The sequence below is a fragment of the Burkholderia crassaminum genome (assembly GCF_964265005.1).
Classification (GTDB): Bacteria; Pseudomonadota; Gammaproteobacteria; order Burkholderiales; family Burkholderiaceae; genus Burkholderia.
Genome location: NZ_OZ183799.1, coordinates 2,710,965 through 2,727,910, shown reverse-complemented (window position 1 = coordinate 2,727,910; position 16,946 = coordinate 2,710,965). Strand labels below are relative to the sequence as shown.

The 16,946-nt window shown below is 68.4% G+C and carries 18 protein-coding genes; 4 read left to right on the top strand and 14 right to left on the bottom strand.

What is annotated here, in order from left to right:
- Positions 1-40: 40 nt before the first annotated feature.
- Positions 41-1,792, top strand: a complete 1,752-nt coding sequence (gene msbA, locus ACPTTF_RS12615; protein ID WP_423371345.1) for a lipid A export permease/ATP-binding protein MsbA — start codon at positions 41-43, stop codon at positions 1,790-1,792.
- A gap of 94 nt (positions 1,793-1,886) precedes the next feature.
- Positions 1,887-2,267: an RcnB family protein gene (locus tag ACPTTF_RS12610; protein ID WP_166960841.1), complete on the top strand. Its 381-nt coding sequence runs from the start codon at positions 1,887-1,889 to the stop codon at positions 2,265-2,267.
- Positions 2,268-2,331: 64 nt separating this feature from the next.
- On the opposite strand, the gene ACPTTF_RS12605 is transcribed toward ACPTTF_RS12610, so the two are convergent.
- The 14 genes from ACPTTF_RS12605 to upp all read right to left on the bottom strand — a co-directional run bounded on the left by ACPTTF_RS12605 (position 2,332) and on the right by upp (position 15,466).
- Positions 2,332-2,898 (bottom strand): FUSC family protein, encoded by a 567-nt coding sequence (locus ACPTTF_RS12605; protein WP_423371881.1) that lies wholly within the window; start codon positions 2,896-2,898, stop codon positions 2,332-2,334.
- A gap of 41 nt (positions 2,899-2,939) precedes the next feature.
- Positions 2,940-4,199, bottom strand: coding sequence for an MFS transporter (locus ACPTTF_RS12600; protein ID WP_166960838.1), 1,260 nt, complete (start codon positions 4,197-4,199; stop codon positions 2,940-2,942).
- Positions 4,196-5,158: a PRC-barrel domain-containing protein gene (locus ACPTTF_RS12595; protein ID WP_423371344.1), complete on the bottom strand. Its 963-nt coding sequence runs from the start codon at positions 5,156-5,158 to the stop codon at positions 4,196-4,198. The genes ACPTTF_RS12600 and ACPTTF_RS12595 overlap by 4 nt, the downstream gene beginning before the upstream one ends.
- A 259-nt stretch (positions 5,159-5,417) precedes the next feature.
- Positions 5,418-6,647 (bottom strand): collagen-like triple helix repeat-containing protein, encoded by a 1,230-nt coding sequence (locus ACPTTF_RS12590; protein ID WP_423371343.1) that lies wholly within the window; start codon positions 6,645-6,647, stop codon positions 5,418-5,420.
- Between the two features lie 488 nt (positions 6,648-7,135).
- Positions 7,136-7,471 carry a YggL family protein gene (locus ACPTTF_RS12585; protein WP_166960829.1) on the bottom strand — a complete coding sequence of 112 codons (336 nt, stop codon included), beginning with the start codon at positions 7,469-7,471 and terminating at the stop codon, positions 7,136-7,138.
- A gap of 126 nt (positions 7,472-7,597) precedes the next feature.
- Positions 7,598-9,067, bottom strand: a complete 1,470-nt coding sequence (rng, locus tag ACPTTF_RS12580) for a ribonuclease G (RefSeq protein ID WP_166960759.1) — start codon at positions 9,065-9,067, stop codon at positions 7,598-7,600.
- A gap of 8 nt (positions 9,068-9,075) precedes the next feature.
- Positions 9,076-9,708 carry a Maf family protein gene (locus tag ACPTTF_RS12575; RefSeq protein ID WP_423371880.1) on the bottom strand — a complete coding sequence of 211 codons (633 nt, stop codon included), beginning with the start codon at positions 9,706-9,708 and terminating at the stop codon, positions 9,076-9,078.
- A 51-nt stretch (positions 9,709-9,759) separates the two neighbouring features.
- Positions 9,760-10,230, bottom strand: a complete 471-nt coding sequence (gene rlmH, locus ACPTTF_RS12570) for a 23S rRNA (pseudouridine(1915)-N(3))-methyltransferase RlmH (RefSeq protein WP_006484265.1) — start codon at positions 10,228-10,230, stop codon at positions 9,760-9,762.
- 25 nt (positions 10,231-10,255) lie between these two features.
- Entirely contained in the window at positions 10,256-10,702 is a 447-nt protein-coding gene (gene rsfS, locus ACPTTF_RS12565; protein WP_027786832.1) for a ribosome silencing factor, read from the bottom strand.
- Between the two features lie 4 nt (positions 10,703-10,706).
- Entirely contained in the window at positions 10,707-11,432 is a 726-nt protein-coding gene (locus tag ACPTTF_RS12560) for a nicotinate-nucleotide adenylyltransferase (protein WP_423371342.1), read from the bottom strand.
- 12 nt (positions 11,433-11,444) lie between these two features.
- Positions 11,445-12,368: an oxygen-dependent coproporphyrinogen oxidase gene (hemF, locus tag ACPTTF_RS12555; protein ID WP_166960756.1), complete on the bottom strand. Its 924-nt coding sequence runs from the start codon at positions 12,366-12,368 to the stop codon at positions 11,445-11,447.
- A gap of 118 nt (positions 12,369-12,486) precedes the next feature.
- Positions 12,487-13,764 (bottom strand): phosphoribosylamine--glycine ligase, encoded by a 1,278-nt coding sequence (purD, locus tag ACPTTF_RS12550; protein WP_423371341.1) that lies wholly within the window; start codon positions 13,762-13,764, stop codon positions 12,487-12,489.
- A 104-nt stretch (positions 13,765-13,868) separates the two neighbouring features.
- The gene (locus ACPTTF_RS12545) at positions 13,869-14,597 is read right to left on the bottom strand and encodes a YebC/PmpR family DNA-binding transcriptional regulator (protein ID WP_262535237.1); all 729 of its coding nucleotides are present in this window, start codon (positions 14,595-14,597) and stop codon (positions 13,869-13,871) included.
- Between the two features lie 218 nt (positions 14,598-14,815).
- A complete protein-coding gene (gene upp, locus ACPTTF_RS12540) occupies positions 14,816-15,466 on the bottom strand; it encodes a uracil phosphoribosyltransferase (protein WP_011352740.1) in 651 nt (216 codons plus the stop codon).
- A 226-nt stretch (positions 15,467-15,692) separates the two neighbouring features.
- On the opposite strand from upp, the gene ACPTTF_RS12535 reads away from it, so the two are divergent.
- On the top strand, positions 15,693-16,472 hold the full coding sequence (locus ACPTTF_RS12535) for an SDR family oxidoreductase (protein WP_423371340.1): 780 nt from the start codon (positions 15,693-15,695) through the stop codon (positions 16,470-16,472).
- Positions 16,473-16,527: 55 nt separating this feature from the next.
- Complete coding sequence (locus ACPTTF_RS12530) at positions 16,528-16,920, top strand: methylglyoxal synthase (RefSeq protein ID WP_060172963.1); 393 nt, start codon at positions 16,528-16,530, stop codon at positions 16,918-16,920.
- The last annotated feature ends 26 nt before the right edge of the window (positions 16,921-16,946 follow it).

Below are 16,946 nucleotides of genomic sequence, written 5' to 3'. Positions count from 1 at the left end.
AAGGATTGCCTTGGAAACCCAGAACACTCTTCGCAAACCGATGGACAGCACCGGCACCTCGCCGGTCACGGTCCTCAAGCGCCTGTGGCCGTACATCCGGCCGCTGATCGGCATCGTGGTGCTTGCCGTGATGACGATGGGCGTCGTCGCGGCCACCGAGGCCGGTATCCCGGCGCTGCTCAAGCCGCTCCTCGATCACGGTTTCGGCGCGCATGGCAGCGACAGCGCGAAATGGTACGTGCCGATCGCGGTGATCGGCCTCGCGCTCGTGCGCGGCGTGTCGCAGTACACGTCGAATTACCTGCTCAACTACGTATCGAACCGCATCCTGCTACAACTGCGGCTCGAGATGTTCCAGCGGATGCTCCACACGAGCGCGTCGTTCTTCCAGCGCGAAACCGCGAGCACGGTGATCAATGCGATCGTGTTCGAGGTCAACCAGATCCTGTCGGTGCTGACGGGCGTGATGGTCACGCTCGTGCGCGATTCGCTGACGGTGATCTTCCTGCTCGGCTACCTGTTCTACCTGAACTGGCGGCTGACGCTGATCGTCGCGGTGATCCTGCCGGGCATCGGCTGGCTCGTCAGCAAGATCAACCGCCGCCTGCGCCGCCTGAACCGCGAGCACCAGACGCTGACCAACGAGCTGTCGTACATCGTCGAGGAGACGGTCGGCGGCTACAAGGTCGTCAAGGTGCACAACGGCGAAGCGTACGAGATGGACCGCTTCACGCAGATGAGCAAGCGCCTGCGCGGCTACGCGATGCGCATGACGGTTTCCGGCGGCCTCGCTCAGCCGCTCACGCAGTTCCTCGCGTCGATCGCGCTCGCGGTCGTGATCACGATCGCGGTCGTGCAGTCGTCGAACGACCAGACGACAGTCGGCGGCTTCGTCGCGTTCGTCACGTCGATGCTGCTGGTGATCTCGCCGCTCAAGCACCTGATCGACGTCAACCAGCCGCTGCAGCGCGGGATGACGGCCGCGGAGCTGATCTTCGGGCTGATCGACGAGCCGGCCGAACCGCAAGGCGGCGGCCGGCCGCTGCCGCAAGCGCGCGGCGAGATCGAATTCCGCAACGTGTCGTTCGACTATGGCGCGGCCGAGCGGCCGACGCTCGACCGCATCTCGTTCAAGGTCGCGCCCGGTGAAATGATTGCCCTCGCGGGCCCGTCCGGCAGCGGCAAGACGACGCTCGTGAACCTGCTGCCACGCTTCTTCGATCCGACCAACGGTGCGATCCTGGTCGACGGCGTGCCGGTTGCCGACTACGACCTCCACGCGCTGCGCGGCCAGATGGCGATGGTCAGCCAGGACGTCGTGCTGTTCAACGACACGATCGCCGCGAACGTCGCGTACGGGCAGACGCCCGACCGCGCGCGCGTGCAGGCCGCGCTCGAGGCCGCGAACCTCGCCGATGCGGTCGCCGCGATGCCCGACGGGCTCGACACGCTCGTCGGCGGCAACGGGATGCGGCTGTCCGGCGGCCAGCGCCAGCGGCTCGCGATCGCGCGCGCGATCTACAAGGACGCGCCGATCCTGATTCTCGACGAAGCGACGTCGGCGCTCGACTCGGAATCGGAGCGCCACGTGCAGGCCGCGCTCGAACGGCTGATGGAAGGCCGCACGACGCTCGTGATCGCGCACCGGCTGTCGACGATCGAGCGGGCGGACCGCATCCTCGTGCTCGAGGCCGGCAAGATCGTCGAAGAGGGCAGCCACGACGAATTGCTGCGCCACGGCGGCCTCTACGCGCACCTGCACCGGATCCAGTACCAGCAGCAGGCGGCGTAACGCGCGGTCATGCGGCCGCGCGTTACCGTGTGCTAGTCTTCATCGGGTAGTTCGAGTGGTTTCGTTCGACGTGACAACACGGAGGGAAGGCACAATGAAGAAGATGCACGGGATGATGCTGGCCGCGGTGATCGCGGCGGGTTTCGCCGCGCCGGCCGCGATGGCGCAGGACCACGACAACCACAACGACCAGGGCGACCACGGCATGCAGCGTGGCCACGGCCCGAAACGCCCGCCGCCCGGCCAGATGCGTCATGAGGACGACGTGCCGCCGCGCTGGGCCGACCAGCCGCGCCGCGAGTGGCACAAGGGCGACCGGCTTCCCCCCGAGTTCCGCGATCGCCAGTACGTGATCGACGACTGGCGCGGCTATCACCTGAGTGCGCCGCCGCGTGGCTATCAATGGGTCGGCGTCGGCGGGGATCACCTGCTGGTGCAGATCGGTTCCGGCATCGTGCTGCGGATCGGCGACTGACCTTGCCGATCGCCCGGCACGTATCGCGATGCCGCGATGCGCGCCGGGCAGCCGGTTCGCCGCGCTACTTTGCCGCTGCGCGGCGGAACCAGCGGCGCTCGATTTTCGACATCACCCAGCACACGGCCAGCGCACACACGGTGCCGAGCGCCACCTCACCGAGCCGCATCAGCGGAATGTCCCACAGCGGGCCGTTGCCCGGAAACAGCAGGACGATCGTCGCGGTTACGCCGCCGAGTCGTGCCGCGCTGCCGACGTTCAGGCACCAGCAGCAGACGATCACGACCGCGACGGTAATCGCATATGCAACGAGGCGGTCGCCGCCGAGCGCCGCGCCGGCGAAGCCGAGCACGCCGCCGACCATCGCGCCGATGAACTGGTCGCGCGACAGCGACATCGTGTCCGAGTAGTTGTGCTGCGTGACGGCGATCGCGGTGATCGCCGCCCACACGGCCTGCTCGGTGTGCAGCGCGTGGCCGATCACATAGGCGAGGCACGCGCCGCACACGGCCTGCAGCGCCATCAGCCCGCCTTGGGCGAGCCGTTCGCTGAATGACAGCCCCTTGAACAGATCGAAGATCGACTGCTGGATCTGCTGGCGGGCTTCGTTGAGTGTCCTGATCGTATTCATCATGCGTTGGCCAAGAAGCGGGTAATGGCGGCGCGCGGGCGTCAGTGCGCCTGTTCGGGCGACGCGGCGGCCGGTTCGTCGGCTGCCGCGTCGCCGTTCTCGACGCGCGTTTCGGGCATCACGAGCCAGACCAGCAGCACCGCCAGCGCACCGGCGCCGGCGAGCCCGAAGAAGCTGACGGCATTCCCGAAGTGATCGGCGACGTAGCCGGCCGCCGCGGTGCTGAGCGTCGCGCCGATCCCGGCCGCGAGCCCGAACAGCCCGATGCATAGGTTGTAGCGGCCCTTGCCGCCTGCGACGTCGGCCGCGATCAGCGGCAGCATCACGCCGAACACGGCCGCGCTGATGCCGTCGAGCATCTGCACCGGCACCAGCAGGTACGGGCTGCTCACGCCCGCGAACAGCAGCGCGCGCACCGGCAGTGCCGAGAAGCCGAGCAGCAGGATCGGCCGTCGGCCCCAGCGCTGCGCGGAGCGGCCGACCCACGGCGACAGCATCGCGACGATCGCCTGCGGCACGATGATGCACGCGGCGATCACGAGCTGCACGTTCTCGCCCATCCCGGCCGTGACTTCGCCGGCCGCGAGGTTCAGCATCGCCGCGTTCGACAGGTGGAACAGCACGACGCAGGCCGCGAAGATCAGCATCCGGCGGTCGCGCAGCAGTTCGACCAGTGTTTCGCGTTCGCCGGCTTCGTCGTGCTCGTCGGGTTTCGACGATTGCGGGATCACCTCGTGGGTCGGCTGGATCATCGCGAGCGCGAACAGCGCAGGCAGCGCCAGCACGGCGGTCAGCCAGAACACCGCGCGCGCGGAGAAGTATTCGCCGGTGAGCCCCATCAGGCCCGCGGCGACCGCGCTGCCGATCGACGCCCAGCGCGCGTTGCGGCCGAGCCGGTCGCCGAGATCGGCGCGGCCGACGAGCGAGAACGAGATCGCGGCCATCGCCGGCACGAGCATGCAGCTCGCGAAACCGTGGAACACTTCGGCGGCGATCACCGGCACGATGGTCGGGCTCGACGCGAGCAGCACCGCGGACAGGATGATGGCCGCGATCGCCCACGCGGCCGCGCCTTTCTTGTTCTTCAGCGCATCGACGGCCGCGCCGCCCGGCACCTGGCTGACCATCGCGCTGATCGTGCCGATCGACAGCACCATGCCGATCTCGCCCTGCGTCCACTTGTGCGACGCGAGGTAGGACGCGATGAACGGACCGAACCCTGTTTGAACGTTTGCAACGAAGAAGTTGAGCCAGTCGAGGGACCGGAGACTGCGAACGCTGACGGAATGCTTGATCGTCATCGGGTCGCACTCGCAGACGAAGCCGGCGCCGGGGCAACGGGCGGGAAGACCGCGACGATCGGCTTGTCGGTCGCGTAGGGCGGCGACGCCTTGATCTGTGCGTCGTTCAGGTCCAGCTGCGGGTGCAGCGCCTTGTCGCGCGTGACGAAGCGCAGTGCGCCCCAGCTCGCGGCGATCGAGCGACGGTCGGTATTGACGAGGCCGCCGAGGTCGAGCACGACAGCCTGCGGCTGCGCGGCGCGGTCGATCAGTACGTCGACGATGCGACCGATCTTCGTGCCGTTCGGGCGCTCGACATCGCTGTCGAGCATCGGCAGCCGTGTCGCGGGCGAGGCCGCGGCCGAGCCCGACAGCGGCACGGCCTTCGGCCGCGCGGCCGGCGGCAGGTCGCCCGACGGCACGTCGAGCACGATCGGCTCCTGTTTGCCGCCCGGCGTGAAGCGGAACACGTTCCACGGGAAGATGACCTTGCGGTCGCCGACGCCCATGAAGCCCTGCAGGTTGACGATCATCTCGCGCGGCTTGCCGCTCGCGTCGGTCACCATGTCGACCGCGCGGCCGATCACCTTGCCGTTGCGGCGCGCGACCTCGCTGTCGAGCAGCGCATGGATCTGGGTGCGGTCGAGCGGGCGCGTCGCGACGATCGGTGGCGGCGGTGGCGGTGGAGGCGTCGGTGTTTCGGGGCGTTGCACGGGTTTCGGCCGCGTCGCTTCGCGGTGCGGCTTCTTCGGCGCTTCCGGCGCCTCCGGATGCGTCGGCGCCGGCACGGGCGGCATCGTCAGCGGCTCGCCGGCGGTTTCCTCGACGTGCTCGACCAGCGCCTCGCTGATCGGCGCGGGCGGGTTCTGGACCGGCAGCAGCCCGCAGCCGGACAGCAGCACGGCGGCGGCGAGAATCAGGAAGACCGTCGAGGACGGTAACGACTTGCGGGATGCGGGAAACGGAAGTCCGCCGCTCATTGACACTCACTCCATGGGTCGGGGGCGGCCCTACGGCACGCGGCTGGCGATGGATGGCGGGTGCGGGCGGCGCACCACGCGAGGTGAGATTTTAACGTGTCTTGCTTTCAGGACCGATTTTGATGGCCGGTTGCAGGCGGACTGTGGGGAAAAGGTAGGGATCGGAGGTGGCGCGCGTGATGCCGGATGACGGCCGAGGATGCCGCTGCGGCGCCCGACCGTCGAGGATGACGATCCGGGCGCCGCCCGTGCCGGCTGCTTATTTGACCAGTGCGCCGAGCGTCGTCGTCACGGGTGCGAGCACGCCGCCGCCCGTCTTCGAGATCGCTCCGGTACCGGTGCTGCCCGTCAGCGCCGCGACGGGCGAGCCGCCGGCCGCGCCCGACACCGCTCCCGTCACAGTGCCGACCGCCGACGTGAGCGCGCCTGCCGGGTTGCTGCCGCCCGTCGTGCCGCCGAGTGCGCCCGTCGACAGGAGCACCGTGACCGGCGCGAGCGGATTCGTCGCGGCACCGCTGCCGCCGAGCAGCGTCGTGCCGGCCGTGGCCACCGTGTTGCCGGTTGCCGTCACCACATTGCCGACGCCGGTCGTGACCGGATTGCCGCCGGTCTTCGCGATCGTCGTGCCGGCGTTCGCGACACCGTTGCCGACCGTCGTCACGAGGTTAGTGAGCGGCGCGCCGAGCGGCGTGCTCGCTGCGACGGTTTGCGTGACCGACCCGACCGTCGTCGTGATCGGCGTGATCGCCGAACTGGCGGCGCCCGTGACCTGCGCGACGGGGCCGGTCGACAGCTGGGTGCCGAGCGTTGCACCGCCGCCCGCGATCGTATTGCCGAGCGTCGTGATCGCGCTGCCGACGGGCGACGTGACGGGGGCGAGCGGGGCTAGTGCCGAGCCGCTGGCGCCAAGACTCGACACGACACCGCCGGTCGCGGCGACCGCGTTGCCGAGGTTCGTGACGACGCCGCCCGTGCTCGCGACCGTCGTGCCGACCGGGTTCGACGTTGCGCCGAGCTGGCCGAGCCCCGCCCCGACGCCGTTGCCGAGCGTCGTGACGGCCGCGCCGGCGTCCTGCACGACGGTGCCGAGCCCCTGCGTGGTCGCCGCGTTCGTGCCCGGCAGCGACTGGCCGGCGATCACCGCGCCGGCGCCCGACACGGTGCCGCCCGCGGCCGTCACGATGTTGCTGGACGAATCGATCGTCTGGCCGAGCGCATTGGCCGAGGTGCCGGTGCCTGAGGTGCTGCCTGTACCGCTGGAGCCGCTGCCCGTGCTGCCGACGGTCGAGCCGGTTCCCGACCCGCTGCCGGAGCCGTTGCCCGTACCGCCGGTCGTGGCCGTCGTATCGCCCGAACCCGATCCGCCACCGCCGGTGCCCTGGCTCAGCGAGCCGGAGCCGCCGCACGCGGACAGCGACATCAGCGTCGCAACGCCCGCCGCGATCATGATCATTCGGAGTCCTGCTTGATGGGTGTTCGGCGTATTCATGTCATCCTCGTATCGATTGAAGGGGTGGGTCAGGCGGCCTTCGCGTGCGCCGGTTTTTCGTCGCCACGGTGGGGAAGCGGCTGGCGCATCGTTGGTTGTCTCCCTGATTGACCTGTCGCCGTGTCGCGTTTTCGCCTGTACCGGAAGCCGGAACACCTGTCGGGCGAGCGGTTTGCATTCTTTCGTATTGCTTGCCGATCGCGCCGGAAAACACCGGATTCCTGGCGATCAGAGTAGGTCTGCCGACAGGAGACGTCCTTTAACGATCGTTAAATTGAAGTAAGCGTCCGATTCACTGCCGGAATCGGGGTAATCACGGTCGACGCGGTGCGAATCGTGTGAGTCGGTGCCGGTCGCGCGGGTGTCGGGCGACGGGGAAGGGAGGGGGAGCGGGAGAGGGAGAGGAGGCAGTGCAGGCAGGCGCCGGCCCGGCCCGCCATGACGGCGAGCAGGGCCGGCGCTGCCCGATGCAGGGAGAAGCCGGAAAGTCAGGCGTCCGGATACCACGCATCGGTGAATTCGCTGACCTTGACGTCGGTCAGTTCCGGCCGTGCTGCCAGCCAGCCGCGTACGAGCTCGCGATCGGCGTCGGTCGTCGTGCCGCGCGGCGCGCCGGAGATCACGTAGGCGCCGATGCCTTCGTCCGCGGACGCGACGGTCAGCAGCCCGTTCGCTTCGACGAAGTCGATGAACGCATCGATCAGTTCGCCGCGTTCGAGGTCGGTCATCTCATTGCGGTAATGCGCGGTCGCGTTGAACGCGAGTTCCTGGAATTCGCCGATATGGAGTTTCTTGCGCTGACGGCGGTTGTGGCCTTGGCTCATGGTGTGTGGTGAGTGCGAAAAGGGTCAATGAAAGGGCGGCGGCGGGCGCTGACGCGGCATGCGCGAGCGGCCCGGGCGCCGCATCGAAGCGCCGCGCGGCGAAGCCGGCGGCGGATGGGAGGAGCCTTACATCAGCACGATATCGTACTGCTCCTGGCTCAGGTTCGATTCGACCTGCAGCGACACCGGCTTGCCGATGAAGTCGATCAGCATCGCGAGATGCTGCGATTCCTCGTCGAGGAACAGGTCGATCACCTGTTGCGCGGCGATCACGCGGAATTCGCGCGGGTTGAATTGCCGCGATTCGCGCAGGATCTCGCGCAGGATGTCGTAGCACACGGTGCGCGACGTCTTCACCTGGCCCTTGCCCTGGCAGGTGGGGCAAGGCTCGCACAGCACGTGCGCGAGCGATTCGCGCGTGCGCTTGCGCGTCATCTCGACGAGCCCGAGCTGCGAGAAGCCGTTGACCGTCACGCGCGTGCGGTCGCGCGACAGCGCCTTCTTCAGCTCGGACAGCACCGCGTCGCGATGCTCGGCGTTCTCCATGTCGATGAAGTCGATGATGATGATCCCGCCGAGGTTGCGCAGCCGCAGTTGCCGCGCGATCGTGTGCGCGGCCTCGAGGTTGGTCTTGAAGATCGTGTCGTCGAAGTTGCGCGCGCCGACGTAGCCGCCCGTGTTCACGTCGATCGTCGTCATCGCCTCGGTCTGGTCGATCATCAGGTAGCCGCCCGACTTCAGGTCGACGCGGCGCGACAGCGCGCGCTGGATTTCCGTCTCGATGTTGTACAGGTCGAACAGCGGCCGCTCGCCGGTGTAGTGATGCAGCTTCGGGGCCACGGCCGGCGTGAACTCGGACGCGAATTCCGCGAGGCGCTGATACGTCTCGCGCGAATCGACCTGGATGCGCGTCGTGTCGTCGTTCGAGAAATCGCGCAGCACGCGCTGCGCGAGATCGAGATCCTGGTACAGCAGGCTCGTCGCCGGCAGCCGCTGCGCAAGCCCGACGATCGTCGCCCACGTCTTGCGCAGGTACGTGACGTCGCCGGCCAGTTCGTCGGAGGTCGCATCCTCGGCGATCGTCCGCACGATGTAGCCGCCTTTCTCGTCCGGCGGGATCACGGCCGTCAGGCGCGCGCGCACGGCCTCGCGCTCGGCCTCGCTCTCGATCTTCTGCGAGATGCCGATATGCGGCTCCTGCGGCAGGTAGACGAGTGTGCGGCCCGCGATGCTGACCTGCGTCGACAGCCGCGCGCCCTTCGTGCCGATCGGATCCTTGATCACCTGGACCATCAGCGTCTGGCCCTCGAACACGATCTTCTCGATCGGCTGGTGCGGCGTGCCCGACTGCGGCTCGCCCGCGAGGCGCGGATGCCAGATGTCGGCGACGTGCAGGAATGCCGCGCGCTCGAGGCCGATGTCGATGAACGCCGACTGCATGCCGGGCAGCACGCGCACGACCTTGCCGAGATAGATGTTGCCGACCCGCCCGCGCGACAGCGTGCGCTCGACGTGAAGCTCCTGCACCGCGCCTTGCTGGACGAGTGCGACCCGCGTTTCCTGCGGCGTGAGGTTGATCAGGATTTCTTCGTTCATGGTGGGATTCAGAAGGCGACACGCGCGGCGCGCAACAGCGCCGCGGTCTCAAAAAGGGGCAGACCCATGATACCTGAATGGGAACCGTCGATTCGCTCGATGAATTCTGCCGCGCGCCCCTGGATCGCGTACGCGCCGGCCTTGCCGAATGGTTCGCCCGATTCGACGTAGCGCGCGTACGCGTCGCGCGACGCGGCCGCGAAGCGCACCGACGAGCGCGACAGCGCGGGCGGCAGCAGTTCGCCGTCGGCATCGATCACGGCGACGGCGGTCAGCACCGCGTGTTCGCGGCCCGCGAGGCGCGTCAGCATCGCGAGCGCGTCGCCGGTGTCGGCCGGCTTGCCGAGGATCGCGCCGTCGATCGTGACGGTCGTATCGGCGACCAGCACCGGCGCGGCCGGCTTGCCGCTCGCGACGAGGCGTGCACGCGCGGCTTCGGCCTTCGCGATGGTCACGCGCCGCACGTAGGCATCGGCGGCTTCACCGGGCAGTTCGGCCTCGAGCGCTTCGGCGTCCTCGTCGGGGCGCGGCAGCAGGAGTTCGAAGCGTACGCCGATCTGCTGCAGCAGCTCTTGGCGGCGCGGGCTTTGCGAAGCGAGGTAAAGGGTCGGGAAAAGCGCGGGGGACGTGCTCGACGGCATGGTGTCGTTATCTCGGTGAGCGCGCATGGCGCGCGTCTCGAGGACGACACGTCATGCGCGGTGGTAGGGGTGATTCTGCGTGATGCTCCACGCCCGGTAAAGCTGTTCGGCGAGCAGCACGCGCACCATCCCGTGCGGCAACGTCATGCTCGAGATGCGCAGCAGCACGTCGGCACGCGCTTTCAGTTCCGGATCGAGCCCGTCGGCACCGCCGATCACGAACGCGACGTCGCGGCCGTCCTGTTGCCAGCCGGGCAGCGCCTGCGCGAGCTGCATCGTGGTCCAGTCGCGGCCGCGCTCGTCGAGCGCGACGAGGCGCGCGCCCTTCGGCAACGCGGCCTCGATCTTCTGCCGCTCGGCCGCCATCACGCTTTCGGCGCTGCGGCCGCCCGAACGCAGTTCGGGCTTGATCTCGCGCAACTCGATGCGCAGTTCCGGCGGCATCCGCTTCGTGTATTCGTCGAAGCCGGATGCGATCCAGCCCGGCATCTTGTGGCCGACCGCAAGGATGAAAAGCTTCATCGGGAGACGCGTAACGACTCGGGGCTCAACGGCGGCGGGCGGCCGTCTTGCGCGCCGGGCGTGCGGGCGCGGCTTCTTCCTCGTCCTCGTCGCCTTCGCTGGCCGTGGCGAAGCCGTTCCCCTTGCCGCCGCCGAGCTTCATCCGCACGGGCTTGTCGCCCCAGATTTCCTCGAGGTTGTAGTACTGGCGCAGGGCCGGCTGCAGGATGTGCACGACCGCGTCGCCGCAGTCGACGAGCACCCATTCGCCGGTGTCTTCGCCTTCGGAGCTGACGATGTCGCCGCCGGCTTCCTTGACCTTGTCACGCACGCTCGACGCGAGGGCCTTGGTCTGGCGGTTGGAAGTGCCCGAAGCGACGACCACGCGGTCGAACAGTTCGGTCAGGTGGCTGGTGTTGAACACCTTGATGTCTTGCGCCTTGACGTCTTCGAGGGCGTCGACGATCACGCGCTGCAGTTTGCGAATATCCATGGAATCAGGTGTGGTAGAGGCGATGTTGAAGAATATAGGCCCATACGGCGGCCGGCACATGCTCGGCCGATGCGTCGGGCATTTGCGCGTGGCGCGCGATGCATTCGCGCAGGTGTGCGCGGATGTCGGTTGCGGCGATGTCGAACGAAAGGGTCGTATCGATCAGCAGGTGGCCTGCCGGCGTGGCCTTCAGCACGTCGGCGCCCGCCTGCCGCGCGGCGATTTCCTGCGCAACGTCCGGCGACGCCGTGCCCAGGTCGAAACCCGGGCGCGTCGACACGCAGATGTGCGCGTAGTCGAACAGCGTGCGCCAGTCGCGCCACGTGTCGAGGCGCACGAGCTGATCGGCGCCGATCAGCAGCGACAACGACGCGTCCGGGCCGATCCGCTCGCGCCAGCGCGCGAGCGTGTCGACCGTGTAGGTCGGGCCGGCGTGCTCGATCTCGTCGGTGGCGACGGTCACGGTCACGCCCGGCACGCACAGCGAGCCGGCCGCCGCGCGGGTCATCGCGAGCCGATGCTCGGCAGCCGACACGTCGCGCTTCTGGTACGGCTGCCCGGCGGGCAGCAGCACGAGTTCGGTCAGCCCGAGCAGCTCGGCGAACCGGCGCGCGAGCGCGAGATGGCCGTCGTGGATCGGGTCGAAAGTGCCGCCCAGCAGGCCGATACGGCGCGGCAGCGGGGCGGGGCGGGCGGTGGTGTCCAGAAACGCGTCCTTGTCTTGAAGCATCACGCGTGCGGGTCAGACCCAGTCGCGCGGGACGATGAAGTCGCTGTACAGGCGCGCTTCAGGCGTTCCCGGCTCGGGTTGCCAGTTATAGCGCCAGTTCGCGACCGGCGGCATCGACATCAGGATCGACTCGGTCCGGCCGCCGCTTTGCAGGCCGAACAGCGTGCCGCGGTCGAACACGAGGTTGAATTCGACGTAGCGGCCGCGGCGGTATGCCTGGAAGTCGCGCTCACGCTCGCCGTACGGCAGGTCGGCACGCAGCTCGACGATCGGCAGGTAGGCCTGCAGGAATGCGTCGCCGACGCTTTGCATCATGTCAAACGAGCGTTCGAAACCGGGCTCCGAGAAATCGTCGAAGAAGATCCCGCCGATGCCGCGCATCTCGTTGCGGTGCTTCAGGAAGAAATATTCGTCGCACCATTTCTTGAAGCGCGGGTAAAGCTCGACGCCGAACGGGTCGAGCGCGTCCTTGCAAGTCTGGTGGAAATGCCGCGCGTCGTCCTCGAAACCGTAAACCGGTGTCAGATCCATGCCGCCGCCGAACCAGAACACGGGCTCCTCGCCCGGTTTCGTCGCGATCAGCATCCGTACGTTCATGTGGACGGTCGGGCAGTACGGATTGCGCGGGTGCAGCACCAGCGACACGCCGAGCGCCTCGAAGCCACGGCCCGCGAGCTGCGGGCGGGCCGCGCTCGCCGACGGCGGCAGCGCGTCGCCCGCGACGTCGGAAAAGCCGATCCCCGCGCGTTCGAACACGCGGCCGCCTTCGAGAATCCGCGTGCAGCCGCCGCCGCGCAGGCGTTCGGCCGGCCCGCGCTGCCATGCGTCGGTCGCGAGCGGCGTGCCGTCGAGCGCGCCGAGCGCATCGGCGATGCGTGTCTGCAGGCCCTGGAGGTACGTGCGCACGCGCGCTACGTCGTAGGTTGAATCGGTCATGTCTGGACTGGGTGCCCCCGCCCGAAGCGGGGACCGTAAAAAAGGCATCTGCCGGGCATTCTATCGAACCCCGGCAGAGGGGCCGCCGCCGCGCGAGGGCGGGGCGGCGATTGCGACGTCAAGCGCTCTTGCGGTTGAGCGCGCGGAAGCCGATGTCGCGGCGGTACTGCATGCCTTCGAAATTGATCTGGTTGATCGTGTCGTACGCATGCTGCTGCGCTTCGCGCACCGAATCGGCGAGGCCGACCACGCACAGCACGCGGCCGCCGGACGTCGTCAGCTTGCCGCCGTCGAGCGTCGTGCCTGCATGGAACGTGACCGTCTGCTCGGTTTCGGCCGGGATCCCGTTGATGCGGTCGCCCTTGCGCGGCGCGTCCGGATAACCGTGCGCGGCCAGCACGACGCCGAGCGCGGTGCGGCGGTCCCAGTCGAGCTCGACCGTGTCGAGCGTGCCCGCGATCGCCTGCTCGACGATCTTCGAGAAATCGCTCTTCAGGCGCGCCATGATCGGCTGCGTTTCCGGGTCGCCCATCCGGCAGTTGAACTCGAGCGTACGCGGATTGCCTTCCTTGTCGATCATCAGGCCCGCATACAGGAAGCCCGTGAAGCGGATACCGTCCTTCTCCATCCCGCGCACGGTCGGCATGATGATCTCGCGCATCACGCGTGCGTGCATCTGCGGCGTGACGATCGGCGCGGGCGAATACGCGCCCATGCCGCCGGTGTTCGGGCCGCGGTCTTCGTCGAGCAGGCGCTTGTGGTCCTGGCTCGAAGCCAGTGCCAGTGCGTGCTTGCCGTCGACCATCACGATGAAGCTCGCTTCCTCGCCATCGAGGAATTCCTCGATCACGACGCGCGCGCCGGCGTCACCGAGCTTGTTGCCCGACAGCATCATGTCGACGGCTTGATGCGCTTCTTCCAGCGTCGTCGCGACGACCACACCCTTGCCGGCCGCGAGGCCGTCGGCCTTCACGACGATCGGTGCACCCTTCGCGTCGATGTACGCGTGCGCGGCGGCTACGTCGGAGAACGTTTCGTACTCGGCGGTCGGGATGCCGTGGCGCTTCATGAACGCCTTCGCGAAATCCTTCGAGCTCTCGAGCTGTGCGGCTTCGCGGGTCGGGCCGAAGACCTTCAGGCCGCGTGCGCGGAACAGGTTGACGATGCCGGCCGCGAGCGGCGCTTCCGGCCCGACGAGCGTGAACGCGACGCCTTCGCTTTCCGCGAAATCGGCGAGTTCGTCGAGCGCCGTGATGTCGACGTTCTTCAGACGCTCGTCCTGCGCCGTGCCGCCATTGCCGGGTGCGACGTAGACCATCTGGACGCGCGGCGACTGCGCGAGCTTCCACGCCAGCGCATGTTCGCGGCCGCCGGAACCGACGACGAGTAGTTTCATGGGATTCCCCGCAGACTAGAAAACAGGGCGGCCGGCACGCTCAGGCGCGCCGGCCGCGGATTCGATCGGGCCGCCGCCGCAACGGGTGCACGGCGGCCGGCATCTCATTCCTCGACGATGACGGCGTTCGTATACACGTCCTGCACGTCGTCGAGGTTCTCGAGCGCGTCCAGGAGCTTCTGCATCTTCGCCGCGTCGTCGCCGGTGAATTCGACTTCGTTCTGCGGCTTCATCGTCACTTCGGCGAGTTCGGCCTTGAAGCCGGCGGCTTCGAGCGCGTCCTTCACCGCCGAGAATGCCTGCCAGTCGCACAGCACTTCGATCGAGCCGTCGTCGTTCGTGTTCACGTCGTTCGCGCCGGCTTCGAGCGCGGCTTCCATCAGCGCGTCTTCCGACGTGCCCGGTGCGAACAGGAACTGGCCGACGTGATCGAACATGAACGCGACCGAGCCGTCGGTGCCCATGTTGCCGCCGAACTTCGAGAATGCGTGGCGAACTTCCGCGACCGTGCGGGTGCGGTTGTCGGTCAGCGTGTCGACGATGATCGCCGCGCCGCTGATGCCGTAGCCTTCGTAACGGATTTCTTCGTAGTTCGCGCCGTCCGCGCCGCCGACGCCGCGATCGATCGCGCGCTTGACGTTGTCCTTCGGCATGTTCGCGTCGGCCGCCTTGTCGACCGCGAGACGCAGGCGCGGGTTCGAGCTGACATCGCCGCCGCCGAGGCGCGCCGCGACCTGGATTTCCTTGATCAGGCGGGTCCAGATCTTGCCGCGCTTCGCGTCGGCCGCTGCCTTCTTATGCTTGATGTTGGCCCATTTCGAATGACCAGCCATACCTTTCTCCGTGCCCGGGCGCGCAGCGCGGGCGATTGTTTCAATGTGTCGTTGAATCGGCGGCCGTTTCGGCGGGCATGAAGCCGCGGGGCCGCGCGTGTCGAGTGGATCGAGATTTTATCACGCGGCGACCGCCGGATCGGGGCCGCCGCGCATGGCCGAACGGCCGGGCAGGCCGCCGCGAGCCGGGCCGCGCGCCGCGCGGCCGTGCCGGCGTGTCAGTTCTTGGTGCCGAACAGGCGGTCGCCCGCGTCGCCGAGGCCCGGCACGATGTACGCGTGCTCGTTCAGGTGCGAATCGAGCGACGCGACGAACAGCTTCACGTCGGGGTGCGCGTCCTGGAACACCTGCACGCCCTCGGGCGCGGCGACCAGCGCGACGAACATGATGTTCGCCGCCGGCACGTTGCGGCGTTTCAACACGTCGACCGCGTGCACGGCCGAGTAGCCGGTCGCGACCATCGGGTCGCACAGGATGAAGATGCGGTCTTCCAGATCCGGCAGGCGCACCAGGTATTCGACCGGGCGGTGGTCGTCGGCGCGGTACACGCCGATGTGGCCGACGCGCGCGGACGGCACCAGGTCGAGCAGGCCGTCCGACATCCCGATGCCCGCGCGCAGCACCGGCACGATCGCCAGTTTCTTGCCCGCGATCACCGGCGCGTCGACCTCGACGAGCGGGGTTTCGACCCGCTTGGTCGTGATCGGCAGGTTGCGGGTGATCTCGTAACCCATCAGCAGCGTGATTTCGCGCAGCAACTCGCGGAACGTGCGCGTGGACGTGTCCTTGTCGCGCATGTGCGTGAGCTTGTGCTGGATCAGCGGGTGATCGGTGATGAAGAGGTTCGGGAAACGGCTGTCCTGTTTCATGACGGGGGCGCCTTGGCGGCAAAAGAGGATCGGGGGCGGGGGCGGGCGCAAGCCGGCCGCGCGCTTATGCCCGCAATTTTACCAAGGCGCGCCGCATGATCCGGATAATATCGACGTCTCACGACAAACCGCGCGCCTGCGCCCGCCCGTTCGCCTGCCTGGCCCGCCCGTGGTCCAGGCAGGCGAACGGGCCGCGCCGGCGCGTGTCGCCACCAAGGAATCGACGATGGATCTCGGCATCGCAGGAAAGACCGCGCTCGTGTGCGCGGCAAGCAAGGGGCTCGGTCGCGGCTGCGCGCAAGCGCTGGCCGCCGAGGGCGTGAACCTCGTGATCGTCGCGCGCACGCGCGACACGCTGGAGGAAGCCGCGGAGGAGATCCGCGCCGGCGCGAACGTGTCGGTCACCGCGGTCGCCTGCGACATCACGACGCCGGACGGGCGCGCGGCCGCGCTCGCCGCGTGCCCGCAGCCGGACATTCTCGTGACGAATGCGGGCGGCCCGCCGCCCGGCGACTTCCGCGACTTCTCGCACGACGACTGGATCCGCGCACTCGAATCGAACATGCTCACGCCGATCGAGCTGATCCGCGCGACCCTCGACGGGATGATCGCGCGCGGCTTCGGCCGGATCGTCAACATCACGAGCTCGGCCGTGAAGGCGCCGATCGACGTGCTCGCGCTGTCGAACGGCGCGCGCTCGGGGTTGACCGGCTTCGTCGCGGGGCTGTCGCGCAAGGTCGCGGGGCAGGGCGTGACGATCAACAACCTGCTGCCCGGCCTGTTCGACACCGACCGGATCGCGACCACGCTCGCCGCTTCGGCGAAGGCGCAGGGCTTGACGCTCGACGAGATGCGCGCGCGGCGCACGAAGGACATCCCGGCCGGCCGCCTCGGCACGCGCGAGGAGTTCGGCGCGGCGTGCGCGTTCCTGTGCAGCGTGCATGCCGGCTACATCACCGGGCAGAACTGGCTGCTCGACGGCGGCGCGTATCCGGGCACGTTCTGACCTGCATCCGCCGAATCACGATCACGACAACCACCGAACGACGAAGGAACCGGAGATGAGCAAACCCCGCATCGCACTGATTGCGCACGACGCGAAGAAGGACGAGATCGTCGCGCTCGCGGGTCAATATCGCGAGACGCTGGCGCAATGCCGGCTGGTCGCGACCGGCACGACGGGCGGCCGCATCGCGGCGGCGCACGGGCTGGAGGTCGAGCGCAAGCTGTCGGGGCCGCTCGGCGGCGACCTGCAGATCGGCGCGGAACTGGCCGACGGCCGCGTCGACATCGTCGTATTCCTGCGCGACCCGATGACCGCGCAGCCGCACGACCCCGACATCACCGCGCTCGTGCGCGCGTGCGACGTGCACGACGTGCCGGTCGCGACCAACGTCGCGACGGCGCGGATGCTGCTCGACGATCTGGCGCGGAACATGCAGGACCGCTGCTAGGCCGCGGCGCGGCCCGATTGCCCCTG

Coding starts and splice junctions, on each gene's coding strand:
- msbA (WP_423371345.1), top strand. CDS start 41: ATGGACAGCACCGGCACCTCGCCGGTCACGGTCCTCAAGCGCCTGTGG.
- ACPTTF_RS12535 (WP_423371340.1), top strand. CDS start 15,693: ATGGATCTCGGCATCGCAGGAAAGACCGCGCTCGTGTGCGCGGCAAGC.
- rlmH (WP_006484265.1), bottom strand. CDS start 10,230: ATGAAGCTTTTCATCCTTGCGGTCGGCCACAAGATGCCGGGCTGGATC.
- hemF (WP_166960756.1), bottom strand. CDS start 12,368: ATGACCGATTCAACCTACGACGTAGCGCGCGTGCGCACGTACCTCCAG.
- ACPTTF_RS12605 (WP_423371881.1), bottom strand. CDS start 2,898: ATGAATACGATCAGGACACTCAACGAAGCCCGCCAGCAGATCCAGCAG.
- ACPTTF_RS12590 (WP_423371343.1), bottom strand. CDS start 6,647: ATGAATACGCCGAACACCCATCAAGCAGGACTCCGAATGATCATGATC.
- rsfS (WP_027786832.1), bottom strand. CDS start 10,702: ATGGATATTCGCAAACTGCAGCGCGTGATCGTCGACGCCCTCGAAGAC.
- ACPTTF_RS12600 (WP_166960838.1), bottom strand. CDS start 4,199: ATGACGATCAAGCATTCCGTCAGCGTTCGCAGTCTCCGGTCCCTCGAC.
- ACPTTF_RS12610 (WP_166960841.1), top strand. CDS start 1,887: ATGAAGAAGATGCACGGGATGATGCTGGCCGCGGTGATCGCGGCGGGT.
- rng (WP_166960759.1), bottom strand. CDS start 9,067: ATGAACGAAGAAATCCTGATCAACCTCACGCCGCAGGAAACGCGGGTC.
- ACPTTF_RS12560 (WP_423371342.1), bottom strand. CDS start 11,432: ATGCTTCAAGACAAGGACGCGTTTCTGGACACCACCGCCCGCCCCGCC.
- ACPTTF_RS12575 (WP_423371880.1), bottom strand. CDS start 9,708: ATGCCGTCGAGCACGTCCCCCGCGCTTTTCCCGACCCTTTACCTCGCT.
- ACPTTF_RS12595 (WP_423371344.1), bottom strand. CDS start 5,158: ATGAGCGGCGGACTTCCGTTTCCCGCATCCCGCAAGTCGTTACCGTCC.
- purD (WP_423371341.1), bottom strand. CDS start 13,764: ATGAAACTACTCGTCGTCGGTTCCGGCGGCCGCGAACATGCGCTGGCG.
- ACPTTF_RS12585 (WP_166960829.1), bottom strand. CDS start 7,471: ATGAGCCAAGGCCACAACCGCCGTCAGCGCAAGAAACTCCATATCGGC.
- ACPTTF_RS12530 (WP_060172963.1), top strand. CDS start 16,528: ATGAGCAAACCCCGCATCGCACTGATTGCGCACGACGCGAAGAAGGAC.
- ACPTTF_RS12545 (WP_262535237.1), bottom strand. CDS start 14,597: ATGGCTGGTCATTCGAAATGGGCCAACATCAAGCATAAGAAGGCAGCG.
- upp (WP_011352740.1), bottom strand. CDS start 15,466: ATGAAACAGGACAGCCGTTTCCCGAACCTCTTCATCACCGATCACCCG.